At 61.5% G+C, this 21,717-nt stretch carries 16 protein-coding genes; 15 read left to right on the top strand and 1 reads right to left on the bottom strand.

All coding sequences use genetic code 11. The features are described from left to right. The first annotated feature begins 282 nt into the window (after positions 1 to 282). A complete protein-coding gene (locus QSJ95_RS26330; RefSeq protein ID WP_009620201.1) occupies positions 283 to 522 on the top strand; it encodes a hypothetical protein in 240 nt (79 codons plus the stop codon). A 22-nt stretch (positions 523 to 544) separates the two neighbouring features. On the opposite strand, the gene QSJ95_RS26325 is transcribed toward QSJ95_RS26330, so the two are convergent. Further along, a complete protein-coding gene (locus QSJ95_RS26325) occupies positions 545 to 2,116 on the bottom strand; it encodes a GGDEF domain-containing protein (protein ID WP_285646453.1) in 1,572 nt (523 codons plus the stop codon). A gap of 388 nt (positions 2,117 to 2,504) precedes the next feature. Here QSJ95_RS26325 and epsC point away from each other — a divergent pair, with 388 nt between their 5' ends. From epsC to QSJ95_RS26255, 14 genes are all read left to right on the top strand, one after another. Continuing rightward, on the top strand, positions 2,505 to 3,455 hold the full coding sequence (epsC, locus tag QSJ95_RS26320) for a serine O-acetyltransferase EpsC (RefSeq protein WP_009620203.1): 951 nt from the start codon (positions 2,505 to 2,507) through the stop codon (positions 3,453 to 3,455). Between the two features lie 814 nt (positions 3,456 to 4,269). Continuing rightward, on the top strand, positions 4,270 to 4,770 hold the full coding sequence (tssB, locus tag QSJ95_RS26315) for a type VI secretion system contractile sheath small subunit (RefSeq protein ID WP_285646451.1): 501 nt from the start codon (positions 4,270 to 4,272) through the stop codon (positions 4,768 to 4,770). 22 nt (positions 4,771 to 4,792) lie between these two features. Continuing rightward, positions 4,793 to 6,331 carry a type VI secretion system contractile sheath large subunit gene (gene tssC / locus QSJ95_RS26310; RefSeq protein WP_285646448.1) on the top strand — a complete coding sequence of 513 codons (1,539 nt, stop codon included), beginning with the start codon at positions 4,793 to 4,795 and terminating at the stop codon, positions 6,329 to 6,331. 21 nt (positions 6,332 to 6,352) lie between these two features. Further along, positions 6,353 to 7,708, top strand: coding sequence for a type VI secretion system baseplate subunit TssK (gene tssK, locus QSJ95_RS26305; RefSeq protein WP_285646446.1), 1,356 nt, complete (start codon positions 6,353 to 6,355; stop codon positions 7,706 to 7,708). Continuing rightward, positions 7,705 to 8,376, top strand: coding sequence for a type VI secretion system protein TssL, short form (gene tssL, locus QSJ95_RS26300; RefSeq protein ID WP_285646443.1), 672 nt, complete (start codon positions 7,705 to 7,707; stop codon positions 8,374 to 8,376). The genes tssK and tssL overlap by 4 nt, the downstream gene beginning before the upstream one ends. A 2-nt stretch (positions 8,377 to 8,378) precedes the next feature. Continuing rightward, complete coding sequence (locus QSJ95_RS26295; protein ID WP_352230826.1) at positions 8,379 to 10,133, top strand: OmpA family protein; 1,755 nt, start codon at positions 8,379 to 8,381, stop codon at positions 10,131 to 10,133. Positions 10,134 to 10,145: 12 nt separating this feature from the next. Continuing rightward, a complete protein-coding gene (locus QSJ95_RS26290) occupies positions 10,146 to 10,637 on the top strand; it encodes an Hcp family type VI secretion system effector (RefSeq protein WP_285646441.1) in 492 nt (163 codons plus the stop codon). Between the two features lie 116 nt (positions 10,638 to 10,753). Beyond that, positions 10,754 to 13,387 (top strand): type VI secretion system ATPase TssH, encoded by a 2,634-nt coding sequence (gene tssH, locus QSJ95_RS26285; protein WP_285646439.1) that lies wholly within the window; start codon positions 10,754 to 10,756, stop codon positions 13,385 to 13,387. Between the two features lie 2 nt (positions 13,388 to 13,389). After that, on the top strand, positions 13,390 to 16,743 hold the full coding sequence (locus QSJ95_RS26280; protein ID WP_285646437.1) for a type VI secretion system Vgr family protein: 3,354 nt from the start codon (positions 13,390 to 13,392) through the stop codon (positions 16,741 to 16,743). Positions 16,744 to 16,749: 6 nt separating this feature from the next. Next, entirely contained in the window at positions 16,750 to 17,253 is a 504-nt protein-coding gene (locus QSJ95_RS26275) for a hypothetical protein (RefSeq protein ID WP_285646435.1), read from the top strand. 60 nt (positions 17,254 to 17,313) lie between these two features. Then, positions 17,314 to 19,371, top strand: a complete 2,058-nt coding sequence (locus tag QSJ95_RS26270) for a lipase family protein (protein ID WP_285646433.1) — start codon at positions 17,314 to 17,316, stop codon at positions 19,369 to 19,371. Next, complete coding sequence (locus tag QSJ95_RS26265) at positions 19,364 to 20,161, top strand: hypothetical protein (protein ID WP_285646431.1); 798 nt, start codon at positions 19,364 to 19,366, stop codon at positions 20,159 to 20,161. The genes QSJ95_RS26270 and QSJ95_RS26265 overlap by 8 nt, the downstream gene beginning before the upstream one ends. Then, positions 20,161 to 20,931, top strand: coding sequence for a hypothetical protein (locus QSJ95_RS26260; protein WP_285646429.1), 771 nt, complete (start codon positions 20,161 to 20,163; stop codon positions 20,929 to 20,931). The genes QSJ95_RS26265 and QSJ95_RS26260 overlap by 1 nt, the downstream gene beginning before the upstream one ends. Beyond that, positions 20,928 to 21,701: a hypothetical protein gene (locus tag QSJ95_RS26255; RefSeq protein ID WP_285646427.1), complete on the top strand. Its 774-nt coding sequence runs from the start codon at positions 20,928 to 20,930 to the stop codon at positions 21,699 to 21,701. The genes QSJ95_RS26260 and QSJ95_RS26255 overlap by 4 nt, the downstream gene beginning before the upstream one ends. Positions 21,702 to 21,717 lie beyond the last annotated feature (16 nt).

Here is a 21,717-nt window from a genome sequence, read left to right as displayed (position 1 = left end):
CAGGCGACGCTGTTTCAGCGTCCTGGCCTGGAGGCCGAACGTTACCGACGACGGCAGGAGCGAATACGCGAGATCAACCTGCGTCAGGGGCAGCTGTTAATAGCATGAGGCGTGCCGGACAGTAGTGTGCGTTCGCAGGCATAACGGGGCTGGGACCAGAGCCTGAAACCAAATTCCAACCAAACAAAAACCTACCCACACACTGCCGACTGTCGGCTCGTCCGCTGGCCAGGCCAAATCGGAGCTATTCCTGCACTGCTCCAGCCGACAATGGAGGAGGAAATGGAACGACTAAGGAAGGTGTTGCTGGCTTCTGCCATCAACGAGACGTCTGCCGTCCAGGTCTTGCGCCAGGCCGCGGCGGAGGCCGTCTCGCCCGTTACCGCCGCGGCCCTGCTCACCGCTGCGAAACGCCTCGAGGAGAATGCCGATGCGCTGCTTCATGCCGCGCATCGGATCGAACTCACATTGCACCCCGACACCCGGGAGGAGGGCGTGGCCGGGCTCGCGCCACTGGACTGAGCCTGCCTTGCCGGCGCGCTCGTCAGGCTGCAGTCGTCGAGGTCCCCTTGCCGTGGACCATCACCCGGTTCCTGCCGGCCTGCTTGGCCTGGTAGAGCAGCTCATCCGCCTCCTTGAGCGTGGCGACGACGTCGGACCGGTCCGCCGTCCAGCAGGCCACCCCCAGCGACAGGGTGACCTGTCCGGCCGGGGGCATGACGGCCTCGGCCAGCGAGCGCCGGATCCGTTCCGCAACTTCCGCGGCGTCGGCGAGGCCGGTCAGCGGCAGCAGCAGGATGAACTCCTCGCCACCCACCCGGCAGGGCACGTCGCCGTCGCGGCAGTTCTGCCGCAGCAGGTCGGCGAAGGCCTGCAGCACCTTGTCGCCGACGTCGTGGCCGAAGGCATCGTTGACCCGCTTGAAATGGTCGATGTCCATGCTGATCACCGCGAAAGGCTTCTCCAGCAGCGCCCAGTCGCGCAGGCAGTCCTCCAGCATCCGCCGGTTCGCCAGGCCGGTCAGCGGGTCGCTGAGCACCTGGTGGTTGAGTTTGCCGATGCGCTCCTGGGTCAGCAGCGCGCCCTGGATCAGCGCGCGGCGGATGCGCCAGGCCTCGTAGTACCAGGCGCTCACCTGGCCGATGCCGCGGGAGTCGTCCAGTTGCTCGGCGTAGTCGGCGAGCCTGCTCAGGGGCTGGCTGATCCGCGAGGCGGCCCACCAGAGCAGGACCAGCCCCAGCAGGATCATCGGCACTATGCCCTGCACCACCTGGAGCATCAGCGCCCGCAGGGCGGCGAGGGGCGCGCTCATCGGTTGCTGGACGACCCCCCCCCAGCCGCTGTTGGGCACCGGGGCATAGCCCGCCAGCATCTGCACCCCGTCGGCATCGGTGACCTGCGTCGCGCCGCTCTCGCCGCGCAGCACGGCGTCCACCGCCGCGTTGCGGCCCACGGCCTTGCCGATGTGGTCGGCATCGGGATGGAACAGCAGGTGGCGGTTGCCGTCCACCAGGTACAGGTGCGAGGCGTCGGTCTGGAAGTGCTTGCTGACGATCTCGTTGAGCGCGTTGTTCTTGCGCAGGTAGATGGTCCCGCCGACCAGCCCCAGGTACTCGCCTTGCGGGCTGCGGATGGGGTGGGAGACGAAGACGATCAGGTTGCCCACCAGCGAATTGAAGGCCGGGCTGATCATCGCCTGGCGCCGCTCCAGCGGCTCCCGCGAGCGCAGGCTCTGGCCGGCCACGCTGAGCGCCGGCGGGTGCGAGGCGAGAATCCGGCCCTGGGCATCGGCGATCACCAGGGTGTTGAAGCTCTGGTCCTGCTCCGCCAGGCGCCGGGCCTCGGCCTGCATCGTCGCCCGGGAGGCGAAGTCCTTGCCCATCACCTGGGCGCTGTAGCGCAGCCGGCCGAGGTCGGCGTCGAGGCTCTGGCCGAGGGTCAGGGCGACTTTCGCCGCATAGGCGCGGTTGGTCTCCAGCGAATTGCGCACCAGCGTCTCGCGCTGGATCCGGTAGGTGGCATAGAGGTCGTTCAACAGCGTGGCGAGGATGGCCAGCGAGGTGAACAGCAGGATCAGCGTGCGCAGGTTGAGCTTGGGGATGGCCCCGGATGGCATGGACGTATTCCAGTGGCGCGTGGTAGATGGCGGCCGGAAACGGCGGGGCCGCCGGGTTCTGGCAAGGCAGCGGCCCGTCAGCGGCCGGTCCTCCGGTGCTGCGTCCGTCTATCCTGCCAAGGTTCATGTTAGGTGAGAAATTGGTGGCATATAGCCATTATTTGACCAATGGCGTGCGACGGCTTGTCCGTTCGCGGTTTGCTCTGGCCCGCCGGTTGGCGAACCGGGCCTTCGTCGGGCCGGGACACTCGGTCGCCAGGCATGAGCTTAGAACCGCCAGCGATTTGTCGACGGGCCCGGGAAACCCCAGGATAGGCCGGTAATGGTGACGAAGGCTGCCCAGCCGGCCTACGCTTGAAAAGAACCACGGCATTGGAAGTATCGATACATGCACGAGATCGGCAAACAGAACGAGAACGGCCCGGCGGGCTGGCAACTGGAGCGCATCGTCGAGGAACTGCGCGCGGCGCGCAGCGAATGGCGCAGCCGCAGCGGTCGGCCGCGGGAGCAGGGCGGGCGCGAGTTGCCTTCGCGGCGTTCCATCGAGGAGATCGTCGAGCGCCTGGCCAGTGCGCTCTTCCCCATGCGTCTGGGGCCCAACGACCTGCGCGACGAGAGCGAGGACTTCTTCGTCGGGCGCACCCTGGACAGCGCCCTCAATGCGCTGCTGATCCAGGCGCGCCTGGAGCTGCGCTACAGCGCGCGCCAGCGCGGCGAAGCGGAGGACGGCATCGAGGAGCGGGCGCTGGGGATCGTCCGTGACTTCGCCCTGGCCCTGCCGCTGCTGCGCCAACTGCTGGACTCCGACGTGCTGGCCGCCTACCAGGGCGACCCGGCGGCGCGCAGCGTCGACGAGGTGCTGCTGTGCTATCCGGGGGTGCTGGCCATCATCCACCACCGCATGGCGCACCACCTGTACCGCGCCGGCCTGCCGCTGGTGGCGCGGATCATCTCCGAACTGGCGCACTCGGCCACCGGCATCGACATCCACCCCGGCGCGCAGATCGGCGGCAGCTTCTTCATCGACCACGGCACCGGCGTGGTGATCGGCGAAACGGCGATCATCGGCGAACAGGTACGCATCTACCAGGCGGTCACCCTGGGCGCCAAGCGCTTCACCGCCGACGAGACCGGCCAACTGCACAAGGGCCAGCCGCGCCACCCCATCGTCGAGGACGAAGTGGTGATCTACGCCGGCGCCACCATCCTGGGGCGCGTCACCATCGGCAAGGGCTCCACCATCGGCGGCAACGTCTGGCTGACGCGCAGCGTGCCGCCGGGCAGCCAGATCAGCCAGGCCAGCCTGCAGCAGCAGGCCAACGACGCGGGGCTGGACTAGGCGTAGGGCGGATAATCGCGGACGGAGTCCGCTCCTACGACCCTGCTTCCTGGAACCGTAGCGGACTCCGTCCGCGATCGGTCCGATCCGTTGCACCGAACTATGCAACTGCACGGCCCTCGTAGGATGGGTTGAGCTTGCGAAACCCATGCGGTTGCGCTGATGGGTATCGCTTCGCTCAATGCCATCCTACGAAAAGCCGTGCTTCCTGGAACCGTAGGAGCAACTGTCTTGTGCCGAGGTGCTCTTCGTAGGATGGGGCGAAGGCACTGGGCCTGGTGCGCTGAGCCAGGGCACGGATGCCGGGAAGGAATGGACTGGGTGTGAAAACGGCGCATAACGCCTATGGCGTTATGCGCCCTACGGTGCCCGGAGGCACGGCGTTATCCCGTAGGCGCAACTTTGTCCGCGATAGCTAGGGCCGGATCAACAGGATGTCTGGGATGTTGGCTTATGTAGCTCACCGATTTCCTCCCGTGGCTATTTCCCACATTGGTTTGAGACAAGTCTTATTTGATAGCCCTGTTCGCGTCTATACACTCGCGGGTAGCTGATTTACGTGTGCAGTGAGCCCGATGAATTGAAGAATTAATAGGGCGAAAGGCGCATATCAGATCGGCTGAAAGTTCTGGCATCGGTAGTTCTTATTGAAGAGTACGGTTATGTCAGCGCTTTACCAGTGTTGCGCTTTCAGAAGTAAGAAATGGAATTCACATCCTCGGATCGGGCTATCGGCGTTAGCATTTTTTCGCTGTGCCATGAATTCCAGTTTGTTTTGACTCACCCCTCGCCAGGGGAAGTATCTGGAGTAGTCATGGCTTCGAACAGTTTCCAAAATGAAGTACCCAAGGCACGGGTCAACATCAAGCTCGATCTGCACACCGGTGGTGCGCAGAAAAAGGTCGAGTTGCCACTCAAGTTGATGGTGATGGGCGACTACAGCAACGGCCGCGAGCAGCGCCCGCTGTCCGAGCGCGCCAAGATCGACATCAACAAGAACAACTTCAACAGTGTCTTGGCCGAATTTCACCCCAGCGTGAAACTGGCCGTGCCCAATACGCTGGCCGATGACGGCTCCGACGCTTCGGTCGAGCTGACCTTCCGCAACATGAAAGACTTCGAGCCCGAGCGCGTTGCCCGGCAGATGCCGGAATTGCGCGCCATGCTGGCCATGCGCAATCTGCTGCGCGATCTCAAATCCAATCTGCTGGACAACGCCACCTTCCGCCGGGAGCTGGAACGCATCCTCAAGGATGACGCGCTGAGCGACGAACTACGTTCCGAACTGGCTCAGCTCGCTCCCCAGGACCGTTAATCGAAAATTTAAGGAGAGACTCATGTCCGCAGAAGGAACTGTCGCGCACGCTGGCAGCGCAAGCGTCGTGACCCATGAAGGCCAAGGCGTCTATGCCACGCTGTTCGACAAGATCAACCTCAGCCCGGTGTCGGCCCTGACCGACATTGAGGTATACCAGAATACCGATGCGCTCTCCGAGGTCTCCGCCGATGAGCGCGTCACCGCAGCCGTCAGCGTTTTCCTCGAATTGCTCAAGCAGTCGTCGCGGAAGGTCGAGCGACTCGACAAGACGCTACTGGACGAACACATCGCGCATCTGGACGCACAGATCAGCCGTCAGCTGGACGCGATCATGCATCATCCGGATTTCCAGCGGGTCGAGTCCACCTGGCGCGGCGTCAAGTCGTTGATCGACCAGACCGACTTCCGGCGCAACGTGCGCATCGAACTGCTGGACATCAGCAAGGATCACCTGGTGCAGGACTTCGAGGACGCACCGGAAATCGCCCAGAGCGGCCTGTACGTCCACACCTACACCCAAGAGTACGACACGCCCGGCGGCGAGCCGATCGCGGCCGCCATTTCCAACTATGAGTTCGATCGCGGCCCGCAGGACATCGCGCTGCTGCGCAACATCTCCAAGGTGGCCGCGGCGGCGCACATGCCCTTCATCGGCTCGGTGGGCCCGGCCTTCTTCGGCAAGGAGTCGATGGAAGAGGTCGCAGCGATCAAGGATATCGGCAACTACTTCGACCGCGCTGAATACCTGAAGTGGAAGTCCTTCCGCGACACCGACGACGCACGTTACATCGGCCTCACCATGCCGCGCGTGCTCGGTCGTCTGCCATACGGCCCTGATACCGTACCGGTGCGCAGCTTCAACTACATCGAGAGCGTCAAGGGGCCGGACCACGGCAAATACCTGTGGACCAACGCTTCGTTCGCTTTCGCTGCGAATATGGTGAAGAGCTTCATCAACAACGGCTGGTGCGTGCAGATCCGTGGTCCGCAGGCGGGCGGCGCGGTCGCCGACCTGCCCATTCACCTGTACGACCTGGGCACTGGCAATCAGGTGAAGATTCCCTCGGAAGTGATGATTCCGGAAACCCGCGAATTCGAGTTCGCCAACCTGGGCTTCATTCCGCTGTCGTATTACAAGAACCGCGACTACGCGTGCTTCTTCTCCGCCAACTCGACGCAGAAACCGGCGCTCTACGATACTGCCGATGCTACGGCCAACAGCCGCATCAATGCGCGCCTACCCTACATCTTCCTGCTGTCGCGTATCGCCCACTACCTGAAGCTGATCCAGCGCGAAAACATCGGCACCACCAAGGACCGTCGAGTGCTTGAGTTGGAACTGAACAACTGGATTCGTGGCCTGGTCACCGAAATGACCGACCCCAGCGATGATCTGCAGGCTTCGCACCCGCTACGCGATGCCAAAGTCACTGTGGAAGACATTGACGACAACCCAGGTTTCTTCCGCGTGAAACTCTACGCCGTGCCGCACTTCCAGGTGGAAGGCATGGACGTGAACCTGTCGCTGGTTTCGCAGATGCCCAAGGCGAAAGCCTAAGCACTCACACGGAAGTCATCCATGAAGATCGATCGCCCCTTATGGGGGGCGGGGGCCTTGCTGTCTCCGCAACAATTCCAGCAGCAAGCGCGCTGGGAGGCCTGGACCAACGAATGCCTGGCGCATTTGTCGCGGGTTCACCCCTGGGGCGTCCAGGTCGCATCGTTCGACCTGGACGCCCTGCGGCTGGGTAAGCTGAAGGCTACCCGGCTGCGCGTGCGGCTGCCGGATGGCACGCTGATCGACACCGACACGACCGACCGGCTGCCGCCGGCGCTGGAGCTGTCTCGGCAGGCTGAGGAAGAGGTCTCCGTTGTCACTCTGCTGCTGGCGTTGCCGCTCGAGCACGCCAATGGCGGCAACTGCCTGATGGGGGAGGGCAAGTCCTCCCGGCCCTCGCGCTATCGCCAGGACTGGCGGGAGGTGCAGGACCTCTATGGCGAAGAGAGTCAGTCCATGGCAGCGCTGGAGCATGTGCTTTCGTTGCGCCTGGACAGCGATGAAAACGCCGAGTATCTCACCTGCCCGGTGGTGCGTGTGGTACGGGACGGGCAGGGTGCCTGGACGCTCGACCCGCAGTTCGTCCCTCCGCTGCTCAGCTTCGATGCCCAGCCACAGCTGCTCGCCCAATTGGACAATCTGATGACCCAACTGGCGGCCAAACGCAGCCGTCTGATGGGTATGCGCCGCGAGAGCAACCAGCGCATGGCTGACTTCGCGGTGGCCGACGTCTCGCTGTTCTGGCTGCTCAACGCGCTGAACAGCTACCAGCCTGTGCTGGCGGACCTGCTCGCGCATCCTGGGCGGCACCCCGAGCAGGTCTATCAGGAACTGGTCAAGCTGGCTGGCAGCCTGCTGACCTTCTCTCTGGAGCACGATATCGGCGCTATTCCCGACTACCGGCACAATCAGCTGGAAGCCGTGTTCCCGCCGTTGTTCCGACTGATCTCGACCCTGCTGGAAGCCAGCCTGCCTTCACGCGTCATCGCGCTGACGCTCGAGCAGCCCAACGCGTACCGTTGGCAAGTGGCGCTGCACGATGGCCGGCTGCGCGATGCCGAGGGCGTCGATTTCTACCTGTCCGTGCGCTCCAGCCTGCCCGCCGCCCAGGTGCAGAGCCAGTTCCCGCGCCTGTGCAAGGTGGGGGCGCCGGACGATGTCGATCACCTCGTCAACGTGGCCCTCGACGGCGTACCGCTGCTGCCGCTCAGCCATGTGCCCGCGGCGATCCCGATGCGCCTGGGCAACCAGTACTTCGCCCTCGACCTGGCCCATCCCAAGGCGCAGGCCATGTTGTCGGCCGGCGTCTGCGCCCTCTATGTCCCCGGCACGCTCGGGGAGGTCCAACTAGATCTGTTCGCGGTGCTGCGCTCATGACCAGGGCATTCGGAAACTCCACGGCGGTGGATATCGACGCACTGCTGCAGGACAGCTACCTGCTGGTCGTGGAACTGCAACAGAAGGCCTCGGCGAAAGAGGGCGCCGAACTGTGGAGGCATTGCGCGGCTCAGATCGAACACACCCGCAACAGCCTGACCGACGCCGGCGTGAGCCCGCGCGCGATCGACCAGGTCTGCTATGCGCAATGCGCGTTGCTCGACGAAACGGTGATGCGCAACGCCACCGAGCAGTCCCATGCCGTCTGGGCCTCCAAGCCCTTGCAGGCGCATTTCTTCAGCCGCCACCAGGCCGGCGAGCAACTCTACGAGGACATGCGCGCGGTCCTGGCCGAACCGGCTCCCGACCTTCGGGTGCTGACCTGTTACCAGCGCGTGCTGATGCTGGGCTTCCTGGGCCGCTATCGCGACGAACAGGCTCCGGAACGAGAACAGTTGCTCAGCGCGCTGAGCGAGCACGTTGAACCCTTAGCCACCACAGACGAGGCACCGCTTCTGGTTCGCGCCGGTGGTGGCGACTGGCGCTACTGGCTCGGCATGCCGTGGCTGCACCTGGCGGCCGCCTCGATTCTGCTGGTAGGGGTGTGGCTGGTACTGCACCGTATGCTGGTGGATACCGTCGCCACCTTGTTGCCTGGTCAGGTGTAGGCATGCCCATGCAACTCTCATGGGTACGCGGCCTTTGGCTCTGGGCGGGAGTACTGGCGCTGTTTCTGCTCCTGGCGGTGCTGCCCTTGTCCTGGGCCGGGCGCGCGCTGTCGGCGCTTGGCGTGGTCATCGTGGTTGCGCTGGGCTGGTGGTTCGCCGGGCGCAACGCTTCCCGGCAACGGCAATCCTTCGCCGTGGCCGATGACTGTGCGCTGCCGGCGGCGGGGTTCCGTCAACCGGTGGTGACGGTCTGCGGCGATGGGTTGCGCTCCCTGTTCGGCGAGGTACCGGAGGATCAGCTGGCGCTGCGCGTCACGGAGCAGGGTTGCTACTTGCGGGTACCCAGCCTCGATCGCCTGCCATCGATCATCGAATACGTTCTGGCGAACCGTCCGCACTGGGCGGGCCAACTGAGCGTCTTCTACATCATCGATCCCGCCGAGCAACTGGATGACGCGCTGCTTACCGGTAATCTCCTGGCCTTCCGCCAGCAGGTTGCTCGCGTCCGCAGAGGCGGCGTGGCCTTGCCAGTGTTGCTGGGCTGCTACCTGCCGAGCCTGCATGACGCCGGCCCCTGGTTCACCTGGGAGGCAGGGCGGCACGGGCTGACGGTTCGCGAGGGTGCAAGCCATCTCAGCATGGCCCAGTGGCAGCGGAACCCTGACGATTTTCCCGCGCGCGCCGCTCGCCTGCGAACCAGTGTTCTGGTCGAGAGTCTGGGAGGCTGGCTGGCGAAGGCGGTATTGCCGTATCTGGACTCCCGGGAACCGCAGGATCCCCCGTGCCCGGCAGTCGCCTGTGCGATGGCACTCGTGCCCGGCTCACCCGCTTCTCCGGGCAACCTGTGGGCGAATTGGCTGCGTCAACACACGGCACTGGAGCCGTTCGCTCTGACGCAGGCGGCCGGCCCTGTGGCCCTGCCGTTTCCTGACCCTCTGCTGGCCTTGCTGCCCCGGCAGCCGGGCCTCACGCCCGCCCGCCGTGCGGCGCTACATGCCCTCTGGTTGTTCGTTTTTGCCGCGACCATCGCGCTCGGCAGCTCCGCCTGGCAGAACCACTTGCTGTTGCGCCAGGTGAGCGACGACCTGCGCCGTTATCAGGCCATCCCCGAGCCCGCGACTCGCGAACAGCCCGAATACCTCTTGAAGGAACAAGCCGTGGCCGTACTACGGGACGATGCGCAAAGGCTGGATCGCTACTACCGCGAAGGCGAACCCCTGTCCCTTGGGCTCGGCCTGTACACCGCCGAGCGGACGCGCCCGGCGCTCCTGGCCGCGCTCGCCGCCTACCGGGAGCCTGCTCCGGCACAGGAGCCGGCAAGGATTCCCGATCCCGTCCGCCTGGACAGCCTGTCGCTGTTCGCCAGCGGCAGTGCCGAGCTCAAGTCCGGCTCGACGAAGGTGCTGATCAATGCGCTGGTGGATGTCAAGGCCCAGCCCGGCTGGCTGATCGTCATCGCCGGGCACACCGACGCCACGGGAGATGCCCGGCGCAACCTGGCGTTGTCACGTGCCCGCGCGGGTGCCGTACGCGACTGGATGCAGCGCATGGGCGACATTCCTGACAGCTGCTTCGCCGTCCAGGGTTTCGGCGCCGATCAGCCGATCGATAGCAACGACACACCGGAGGGGCGCGCAGCCAACCGCCGGGTCGATATCCGCCTGGTACCCGAGTCGGGAGCCTGTGCGCTCCCGAGCCGGGTTTCAGGCGGTCAACCCCAGCCGCGGCAACAGCCAGCGGCGCATTTGTCTCTGTAGAAGGAACTTTTCATGGCGATTCCAGTTTACCTGTGGCTCAAAGACGACGGCGGTGCGGACATCAAAGGTTCGGTCGACGTCCAGAAGCGCGAAGGTAGCGTCGAAGTGGTGGCGCAGGATCACTGTCTGTACATCCCCACCGACAACAACACCGGCAAGCTGACCGGCACCCGTGTTCATACGCCGTTCAACTTCACCAAGGAAATCGATGCCTCCAGCCCCTACCTGTACAAGGCTGTGAGCACCGGCCAGACCCTCAAGAGCGCCGAGTTCAAGTGGTACCGCATCGATGACGCCGGCCAGGAAGTCGAGTACTTCAACACCCTCCTGGAGAACGTCAAGGTCGTCAAAGTCGCGCCAAAGATGCACGACGTGAAGGACCCGGCCAAGGAGAAGCACAACCACCTGGAAGAGGTCGAGCTGCGCTACGAGAAGATCACCTGGACCTACAAGGACGGCAACATCATCCATTCCGACGCCTGGAACGAGCGTCAGAGCGCCTGATCGCGTCCCTTCGACCGGCGGGAACGCCCGCCGGTCGATGTTCGCGCTGAACAACCCTGCGTCTTGTCGCCGGCTTAGCGCCGGAGCAAGCCGAATGCCTCAGCAAGGAATGCCCCATGGCCCAGTCCAGCCACCTGCTTCGCCGCCTCAATCCCTACTGCGCCCAGGCGCTGAGCGCAGCCGCGTCGCTGTGCCAGACGCGCGCGCATGCCTACATCACCGTCGAACACTGGCTGCTAAAGCTGCTGGAGCAGGGGGAGGGCGATCTGACGCTGATCGCACGGCGTTACGAGTGGGACCTGGACGGCCTTTGGCAAGGGCTGCTGGACCACCTCGATACCTTGCCGCGCAGCGTGCGCGACAAGCCGCAGTTGTCGGCCAAGTTGCAGCGACTGATCAAGGATGCCTGGCTGTTCGCCTCGCTGCAGGGCGACGTGGAAACCCTGCGCTCGGCGCACCTGCTGGGAGCCTTGCGAGAAACACCGACGCTGCTCGAATGCGACGCTGCCTGGCCATTGCTCAGCGTCGGCGACAGCCAGATCGAACGCTTGCTGCCAGTGCTGGATGAGCAGTCCCAGGAGCGCCAGGCGCTTCAGCAGGAAGCCGCCCTGGCCGATGCGCCGCGCGCGCCTGCAAGCGGGCCCGCAGTGAGAAACGACGGGCATACCGCCGTTCTGGACAAATTCACCCAGGACATCACCGCCAAGGCCCGGGCGGGCGGCATCGATCCGGTCTTCGGGCGCGACGACGAAATCCGCCAGGTCATCGATATCCTCGGTCGCCGGCGCAAGAACAACCCCATCCTCGTCGGCGAACCCGGCGTCGGCAAAACCGCCCTGGTCGAAGGCCTGGCGCTGCGCATCGTTGACGGCAACGTGCCGGACAGTCTCAAGCAGGTCTGTGTACGTACGCTGGACCTCGGTCTGCTGCAGGCCGGCGCGGGCGTAAAGGGCGAGTTCGAGCAGCGCCTGAAGAATGTCATCGACGCCGTGCAGCAATCGCCCACGCCCATCCTGCTGTTCATCGACGAGGCCCACACCCTGATCGGCGCCGGCAACCAGGCCGGCGGCGCCGACGCCGCCAATCTGCTGAAGCCCGCCCTGGCCCGTGGCGAGCTGCGCACCATCGCGGCCACCACCTGGTCCGAATACAAACAGTACTTCGAGCGCGACGCAGCCCTGGAACGGCGCTTCCAGAGGGTCAAGGTCGACGAGCCGAACGACGCCAATGCCTGCCTCATGCTGCGCGGGCTGAAGGCGCGCTACGCCAGCCACCACGGCGTACATATTCAGGACGCGGCCGTACAGGCCGCCGTCAGCCTGTCGCGCCGTTACCTGACCGGCCGCCAACTGCCGGACAAGGCCGTCGATCTACTCGACACCGCCAGTGCGCGAGTCCGCATGAGCCTCGACTGCGAGCCGCAGTCACTGGTGCAACTCAAGGCGGAGCAGCAGGCGTTGCTGCTGGAACGCCAGGCACTCGAGGAAGACGCCCAGCTCAGCGGCGCCGTGGCGACAGAACGTCTGGCCGCCATCAGCGTCCGCGAACACGAATTGCTGGCGCATCACGCACGGTTGCAGCAGCAGTACCAGGAAGAGTTAGCCCTGACCCGCGAACTGCTGGAAGCCCGTGGCAGCAACCCCGACGCCTGCGCCGCGCTGCAGGAGCGACTGGCCGCCCTGCAGGGCGACCACCCGCTGTTGTCGCTGGACGTCGATGCGCGCAGCGTTGCCGAAGTCATCGCCGACTGGACCGGCGTGCCCCTGGGCAGCCTGCTCAAGGACGAACAGGCCAACCTGCTGGAACTCGAGCGGCAACTCGGGCAACGCGTCATCGGCCAGGACAGTGCCCTGCTCGACATGGCTCAGCGACTGCGCGCCGCCAAGACCGGCCTCACCTCCGAAAACGCGCCGCTGGGCGTCTTCCTGTTGGTGGGTAGCAGCGGGGTGGGCAAGACCGAAACCGCCCTGGCCCTCGCCGACTGCCTGTTCGGCGGCGAAAAATCCCTGGTTACCATCAACCTCTCCGAATACCAGGAAGCCCATACCGTCAGCCAGCTCAAAGGCTCGCCGCCAGGCTACGTCGGCTATGGTCAGGGTGGCGTCTTGACCGAAGCCGTCCGCCAGCGCCCCTACAGCGTCGTACTGCTCGATGAGGTGGAGAAGGCCCACCGGGATGTGCTCGACCTGTTCTACCAGGTCTTCGATCGCGGCTTCATGCGCGATGGCGAAGGGCGCGAAATCGACTTCCGCAACACCGTCATCCTGATGACATCCAACCTGGGCAGCGACCAACTGCAAGCCCTGTTGGAGGAGCGCTCCGAGGCCAGCGACGGCGAATTGCAGGAACTGCTGCGCCCCGTGCTGCGCGACCACTTCCAGCCCGCGCTGTTGGCGCGCTTCCAGACGCTGATCTACCGCCCGCTGGATGCCGTCGCGCTCGAACGCATCGTCGCCATCAAGCTCGGCCAGGTCGCCAAGCGCCTGCAGCGCCACTACGGCATCACCTGCCGGATCGATGACGGCCTCAGCGACGCCCTGGTCGCCGCCTGCCTGCTGCCCGACAGCGGCGCCCGCAACATCGACAGCCTGCTCAACCAGCAGATTCTCCCGGTACTCAGCCAGCAACTGCTGCAGCGCCAGGCCAAACAGCGCAAGGCTGCCACCGTCACCCTGGGCTACAGCGCCGACGACGGCGTCGCCCTGGAATTCAGCGAAGAGCCTGCGGCTCTCGAAAGCCCGGAGGTCTGAAGATGCTCGATACGCTGCGTACTTTTTTCGACCATAGCCGGCACACCCTCAGTGTCGACGGCCTCGCTGTACCGCAGGACGTCCTGGCCTTCGAGGGAAGGGAGGGCCTCAGCCAGACCTTCCACTACAGCATCGAATTCACCAGCCCCGCGCTGGACATCCCCGCCGACAGCGTGCTCGGCAAAGACGCCACCTTCAGCCTGCATGGGGCAGCCGACTCGGTGGCCCTCCGCGGCTACACGCCGCCGGTGGCGCTACCGCTGCGTACCCTGCATGGCGTGGTCACGGCGTTCAAACGATTGCCGGCCTCGCGGGACGAAGGGCGTTACGAGCTGACCCTCGAGCCGCGCCTGGCCCTGCTCGACAACGGCTGCCAGTACCGTATCTACCAGAACCAGAGCGTGCCCGAAATCATCGAAGTCATTCTCTGCCGGCATGGCCTCCGAGGGCAGGACTACCTGATCGACCTCGGCCGCACCTACGCGCAACACGAGCAGTTGCTCCAGTACGGCGAAAGCGACCTCGCCTACATCAAGCGCCTCTGCGCCGAACGAGGCATCTGGTTCAGCTTCAGCATGGACGAGCGCCTGAAGATCGACGTGGTCGAGTTCCATGACTCGCCCATGCACTACCAGCGCGATGTTTCCCTGCCGCTGCGCCCGCTCAGTGGTTTGCAGAGCACCGGGCAGGATGCCGTGTGGGACCTGCAGGCCTGTCACCGGGTCGTGCAGCAACGGGTCAGCACGCGCGCCTACTACTCGCGCGATGCCGGTGCCAACCTCGACGCCCAGGCTGATCTCACCCGTGGCGCCACGACCACCTACGGCGAGGCCTACCACTATGCCGACGAGCCCTACCAGGCCCTCGGCGACCCCCAGGCCAGGGGCTTCGAGGACGGGCACGCCGAAAGCGGCGTGTTCTACGCGCAACTGGCCCACGAGCGCTACCTGAACGACCACACCCGGCTGTCCGGTGCCAGCACCAGCCCGGCGTTGGCCCCCGGCCAGGTGCTCAAGGTCGAAGGCGGCGTACCCGCCGTTTTTGCCGAAGGCGTCCTGATCGTCAGCCTGCACGGCAAAGCCGCCCGCGACCGCAGCTACGAAATCCGCTTCGAGGCCATCCCGGACACCGACACCGTCGGCTTCCGCCCGCCGGTTCCCCCCAAGCCGCGCATTGCCGGCACCGTTCCTGCGCGCGTCACCAGCCCGCAGCAGAACGACCCCTACGGCCACATCGATAGCGAAGGGCGCTACCGCGTCAACTTCCTCTTCGACCGCGACGGCTGGCCGGCGGGACGAGAGAGCATGTGGCTACGCCTGGCGCGCCCCTATGCGGGCGACACCTATGGCTTCCACATGCCGTTGCTGGCTGGCACCGAAGTGGGCGTGGCCTTCGAGCAGGGCGACCCGGATCGTCCCTTCATCGCCCACGCCATCCACGACTCGCTGCATCCCGACCACGTCACCATCCAGAACTACAAGCGCAACGTCATTCGCACGCCCAGCAACAACAAGATTCGCCTGGACGATACGCGTGGCCAGGAACACATCAAGGTCAGCACCGAATACGGCGGCAAGAGCCAACTCAACCTCGGCCACCTGGTGGATGCGCAACGGCAGCAGCGGGGCGAAGGCTTCGAGCTGAGGACGGACGATTGGGGAGCCATCCGCGCGGGCAAAGGCGTGTTCATCAGCGCCGATGTACAGCCGCAAGCCAGCGGCGACACGCTTGAGATGAGTGACGCCATCATCCAGCTGGAAAACGCATTGTCGTTGGCGCGTTCGATGGCCAACGCGGCACGTAGCGGTCAAGCCAAACCCAACGACAGCGATAGTCAGGCCCGGCTGAGTAAAGCACTGACGGACCTGGCCAAGCCCGGCATCCTGCTGCACGCTCCGGCAGGAATCGGTGTGTTGACTCCGGAGGCGTTGCAGCTGGCTTCCAGCACGGAAAGTATTGGCATCATGGCCGGTCACAACGCCGATATCAGTGCTGGTCGTGACATCACCGCCAGTGCACAGCAAGCCGTCAGCCTGTTTGCTCAAAGCGCCGGCATGCAACTCAAGGCGGCAGCCGGCAAGGTCGAGCTTCACGCGCAGAGTGACGCTTTGCATGTCTTGGCAAAGGCAGACCTCAAGGTCGAAAGTACGGACAGTCGTGTAGAGATAACCGCACCCCAAGAGCTGCTCCTCCACTGTGGAGGAGCCTATATCCGGATCAAGAACGGCGACATCGAGCTTGGTGCACCGGGAAATATCTTCCTCAAAGCTGCCAATGTGGTGAAACAGGGCAGCACAAGCCACGACATTCCACCCACGCCTTTGCCAGCAGGCTACAGCGCCCACTACATCCTGAGCGATCCAAGCCAGGCTCCGATGTCATATGCGCATTACCAAGTCGTCGCTCCACAAGGAGAGGTCTTCGAAGGGATCACCGACAAGGAAGGGCGAACCATGACTGTCCATACCTTGGTACCGGGGGACTTGATGTTCAACTTGCCCGAGAGCGAAGGCCCCTTTGATGAGCAGCTTTGCCTGACCTGCTCCAATGGCAACGTACCTGCAGGCCTTAAGTACGTGGCATACCTGGCTGACGGCACCACCCAGGAAGGCCAAACCGACAAGAAAGGGCGCACCGCCCGGATTGTCACGGAAAAGTCAGTGCAAATAACCCGCTTGGAACTCACTCCACCTGACGAGGTGGCCGATAATTGTTGTTCCGCAAAGGTTTCCGGCGAGCCGCTGATCGTCGACCTTGAGCCCGTCAAGGTATTCACCAACAGTTCAAATGTCGGCACTTCAACGCAAGTCCTTCCCTTGCCGGAAGGTGATTCACGCCCTCTAACCGCTGGCGAGATTGCAATGGCTCAGGTTGTCTTTAAGGACGCCATCGATTACAGCAAGGTGAAAGTGCACCACGGAGGCTGGTGGTTGTTCTTAGGTTTCCAGAATACTGCTGTTACGCCTAATGGCGAAATGTATTTCCCGAAAAGCACTGGGTATTATCGTGATGATTTCTCATCTACTGGAATAGGTACGGATAAGGCGTTATTTATTCATGAAATGACCCATGTTTGGCAGTATCAAATGGGTTACTGGGTAAAGTGGCACGCTCTCTGGGTGACGAGTCGCGGAGCGGCGGCATATGAATATACTTTAAGGGCGGGTGGAAAACTCTCGGAGTATAACATGGAGCAGCAAGGTGAAATAATTTCCGACTATTACATGATTTGCGTAGAGAATGCCCCGAGATCTGTTTGGAATAAAAATAATAGAAATAAAGATCGAGATCTCCTTGCTGCTACTCTGTCTGGATTTATCGCAACACCCTCCGATAAAAGTAATCTTCCGGATTAGCTTGTCATGAGAATGTTCAGTTTCGTTATTGCTTTTTTGTTTCTTGGCGTGGGAATCACCAATGCGACCCCTTGGGGGATGGCAAAAAATGCAACAATCGATATTGATGATGGGCAACTGTCTTTTTGTCTGCCAACTCCAGACTCGAAAGGTGTTGCCATTGATTCTGTTTGGGTGACCGAGAATAAGATAAACAATGGAGGGGAGCAAACCGTTTGGGATGTTGAGATCCTGCCCGGAGCCACTCCTGTTATCTTGAATCCTAACGAGTGCTTGAAGTATGGGGCTATCCTGCCCGGGTATAAGGAAAATATACCTGCAAAAAAACTTGTGGCAGGAGTTGTGTACAATTTTCGCCTTAATAGGCTTCTGGCGGGCGCGAGAAGAACAGATGTTCTTTTCTATACGGTTGTGTTCTGTCCTGTTGCTAGTAATGGTGATGTTAGGTACCTCGCGTATGTAGTTGAGGAAAGCGGCAGGGTTGTTAAGCCACCATGCGATGGTGATTGATTTTTAAAATTTCTACGCTGGGATTTTAATTGTCTGATTTTCACCCAGGGACGAACTAAGATGACTGATAAAAATCACCGTACAGATACACTCAATCCAGGTATGGCCTTACAGGGCAAAAAGCAGAATCAGCACTGGGTCGAGTTTCAACTGGTAGATGAGCAAAACGAGCCACTACCTCATCTGCCTTATCGTGCGCAGAACAAAGCAACGCGGGAAGGTGTTGTGCCAGAGTACCGTGGCCAGGCCGATGCTCAGGGAGTGATTCGGATTGAGGGGCTGCACCCAATTCCCCTGACACTGTTGATCGACGCAGACCAGCTCGCTGAAGTGCTGCAGACCCGCAGGCTTCGTGCACTGCGCCCCGAGCCGTTGCGTCCCGGAGTGGGCGATAGGAGCCCACTGTACTGCCCGCCTTGCACGGGACATTCACCGGTCGAGGCGCAAGCACTGGGGGAGGGACATGGCTACCACTACCTGCGGATCGGGCAACTATGCGACAAGCAGCCCACCTTCGAGCCGCCGCTCAGAAAAGATGAGGCATTGCCGCCCTATCACTTCCCGGACAAGGATTTCAAAGGCTTCACGCTGGGCGCTGATGCACCCAACGGCATTGCAACGCCCTTGCTCAACCGTCGTCATGTGCTGGAGGTCTGCCCGTTTCGAGCCTGGTCACTGGTCCTGAATCATCAGCAAGAGTACTGCCTTGTCACCGCCTACAACCTGGGGCTGATGAGCATACTTTCGTACAGCAAATTTACTGATTTGCAGTACGGCTCAGTCAAAGAATTCTTTGAAAGGCAATGCCTCGATCTTTCGCGAACACCTCGAGTGCGTGACGACCAGACGAACCCGCCCTGCGTGGTTGCCGACGTGCCGTTTAGCGAGCGCTACACCCTCGCCGAAGCCCTGGATACGGCCAAGGCCGAGCCTCCAGAGGGCGACACTCAGTTGTTCTACGCCATCAGCGGTACCCAGGTACTGGTGGGCTGGCGCGGCACCGAGCCCGGCTTGGCTGACTTGCTCTCGGACGTCACCTTCCGCCCGGTAAAGCCGGAGGTAGCCGCCAACTGCCAGCCCAAGGTGCCCTGTGAAGATCTGACAGCAAAGGGCAGCGTGCATCTGGGATTCCTGGATGCTTTCGAAGTGGCTAGGCGCGTGTTTGCCAAAGATTTTAAGGAGGTGATTCTCGAAAATGCGCAAACTAGGCGTCTTTTCATCTGCGGCCATAGCCTGGGTGGCGCCTTGGGTTTGATCCATGCATCAGCTTTCAAAGATCAAGACCCACTGCTCTATACCTACGGCATGCCACGTACCTTCACCCTTCAGGCTGTAGCCTGCCTAGAGGGCGTGAAACATTTCCGCCATGTCAATGACACCGACCTGATCCCCGATGTGCCGCCCGAGGCTGACCTGGAGAACAAGCTGTACCGGCTCTACGGTCCGCTGGGCACCACGCTGGGCACCGTCTGGTCAGTGGGGCAGCTGTTGGCCGACCCACTGATCAGGGGGCAGGACCCCTTCTGTCACCATGGCGAGATCGTCGCCTTTTTCCGCGCCGAGCAGCATATCCGAATCCGTGCCTCGGATAACCCCTTCCACAAGATGCGCGACGGACAGGGCGCGCCTTACCACACCACTCTGACGCGACTGTTGCCGATCAAGACCAAGCTCTTCCTCGTGCCCAGCTTGAGTCAGGCGGATAGCGAGCGGGCTTGCAAAGCGCAGCAGGACTTCAAGGCTTGCCTGGATGCCCAGAGCCTGCAGCGCTACTTCCCCCAGGGCCGCAATGCCAAGCCTGGGCGCGTAGTGGGGTTGGTCAACCACTTCATGGGTGAATACCAGCCGTTCCTCTACAACCAGTTGATCGAATGCATCAATCCTGAGCGCATGCAGGAGCGCCAGGACAATCGTCGTCAGTTCAAGGCACAGATGGATGCCAATGCGGAGTTGATCCCCGAAGACGAACTGACACGCAACCGCACCTTCCTCGATCTGCAAAACCTGGTCGGCCACAGCCTTAATACCGCTCGGCAATGCGAGGGCGGTGCAGACGCGCTGCAACGGTTGGATGGTATCGCCGAGGAAAAGGCCTATGTGGAGAAAGTCTATGGCTAAGCACCAGACATTCCGACTGGCGCGGCAACTCGTCCTGGTGCAGCTGGGTCTGCTTAGCAGCCTGAGTGGATGCGCGCAAGACTACAGCCTCGCCCCGCCCGCCAATAGCGAACAAGTGACGGTACGGATCAAGGTGCCGCCGGAACTGGAAGCAGAAAAGATGGAGGTGATGTACCGCTCGACCACCTGCCAACGTACCCGCTACGACGCCTATGGCAAACCCTACAAGGTCGATGGCTTTCACGGTATCGACGTACAGCCTCAGCAACAGGGCCAGAGTGATATCTATGAAGCCAAGCTGGCTAGGGACGGTGGCGGTGCCTGTAGGTGGCATTTGGCTAATGTGACATTTGGCGTTGCTTATCGAGAGCTGACACGGTTTGGAGGAGGGGCTGCTTATGGAGCAGGGGGGGGAGTAATAGTAATTTTTGACAACAATGACTCACCGCGTGGTGGTGCCAATGTAACAGTCGATGGCGATCTAGTAGTAAGGGAAGACTATTACCCCTGGGTTAGTGAGAGGTTTTTAGGAGGGCACAGTGTTTCGGTAAACCTGTTGGGGAGTGGTGGAATTTATTTGAAGTACAAGGCCGAGCGAGCTCGTAATGTATTTTTTGAACCGATTTTACATGGAGATTACGTTGTTCGTTCGGTGGGTCCAAAAATAAAGAAGGATGGCAATCCTGGAGTCGTAACTTATCCCGGTGAGGACGAAAGAGTAGCTACTTTTTTGGATCCTAGCTTTCAAAGGCTGGAAAGTATCAGAAAAAAGACTGAGGCGCAGAAGTAATGAGCCGCTACTTTTCGGTGCTCCTTCTCTTGTTAGCCTGTCTTAATGGCTGCGTGCAGGACTACAGCTTGGCAGCGCCGGACAATAGCGAGCAGGTAACGATAAGGGTGAAAGTACCCAGTGATTTGAAAGCGAGAACCATGCAGGCGATGTACCGCTCTACCAGCTGCCAACGCACCCGCTACGACGCCTATGGCAAGCCTTACAAGGTGGATGGCTTTCATGGCATCGATGTGCAACTGCAACAGCAGGGGCAGAGTGACATTTATGAGGCCAGGTTAGCCAGGGATGGTGGTGGTGCCTGTCGATGGCATCTGTCGAACATCACATTTGGGGTTGCCCTCCGGAACCCAGAGCAATTTGGTAACGGGGTGACATTTGGAGGCGGGGGAGGGGTAGTGGTGATTCTTGATCACAATGACTCTTCTATGGGAGGGGCAGATATAAGAATTGATGGTGATGTGGTTGTAAAGGAAGAGCTTTATCCATGGGTCAGTGAGAGCTTCCTCGGGGGATATAAAAGACAGGTATATCTTTCGGGTCAATCTCAAACCTTCTTGAAGTATCAAGCTCTGAACGCAAGGTCTCTGTACTTTGAGCCGCGCTTTAATCCAAGGTTGATTGTTTACTCAACGGAGCCGAAAGTGCACAGAGTCGGGGTTTTTACAAAATTTTCATATCCCGATGGGAGTGTCGTTTCTGACGGGGGCGCATATCCGGATTTTAGGCGTCTCGAGGCTATTCGAAAAGCGATAGAGAACAATAAGTGAAATTGTATTTCTCTGCATCGTTGCTGATTTTATCCGTCGGCCTCAATGGCTGCGCACAGGACTACAGCCTCGCTCCGCCCGCCAATAGCGAACAAGTGACCGTACGGATCAAGGTGCCGCCGGAACTGGAAGCGGAAAAAATGGAGGTGATGTATCGCTCAACGATCTGCCAACGCACCCGCTACGACGCCTATGGCAAACCCTACAAGGTCGATGGCTTTCATGGCATCGATGTGCAACCGCAACAGCAGGGGCTGAGTGACATTTATGAGGCGAGGTTAGCCAGGGATGGTGGTGGTGCCTGTCGGTGGCATCTTGCGAACGTCACCTTTGGAGTCGCCCCACGAAACACAGAACAATTTGGTAGCGGGGTGACATTTGGCGGTGGGGGTGGGGTAGTAGTGATCTTTGATCACAATGACTCTCCTATGGGAGGAGCTGACATAAAGGTTGATGGAGATTTAACAGTCCAGGGCGGATATTACCCATTGCTTCAAGAAAGCTTTCTGGGTGGCCATAGGGTGCAGTTGGTTTTATGGCGAGCTACAGGAGGGTATAGGAAGTACCAAGCGTTGAATGCTCGGGAGGTTTACTTCGAGCCGATGCTGTATTCCAACTATGTAGTTCGCTCTGTGGGGCCCAAGGTAAAAAAGGAGGGAAATTACAGGGTAATTATCTATCCAGATGGGAGTGTGCAGTCTGATGGACGCTCAGGGCCGAGCTTTAGCAAGTTAGAGACCATTCGTAAGGCGGCGGAGAGCCAGAAGTGAAGCTGCATTTCTCTGC

This window comes from Pseudomonas sp. NBRC 100443, assembly GCF_030268185.1.
Classification (GTDB): domain Bacteria; phylum Pseudomonadota; class Gammaproteobacteria; order Pseudomonadales; family Pseudomonadaceae; genus Pseudomonas; species Pseudomonas citronellolis.
Note: the sequence above shows the minus strand (reverse complement) of the source record. Positions and strands in the feature narration are given on the sequence as shown.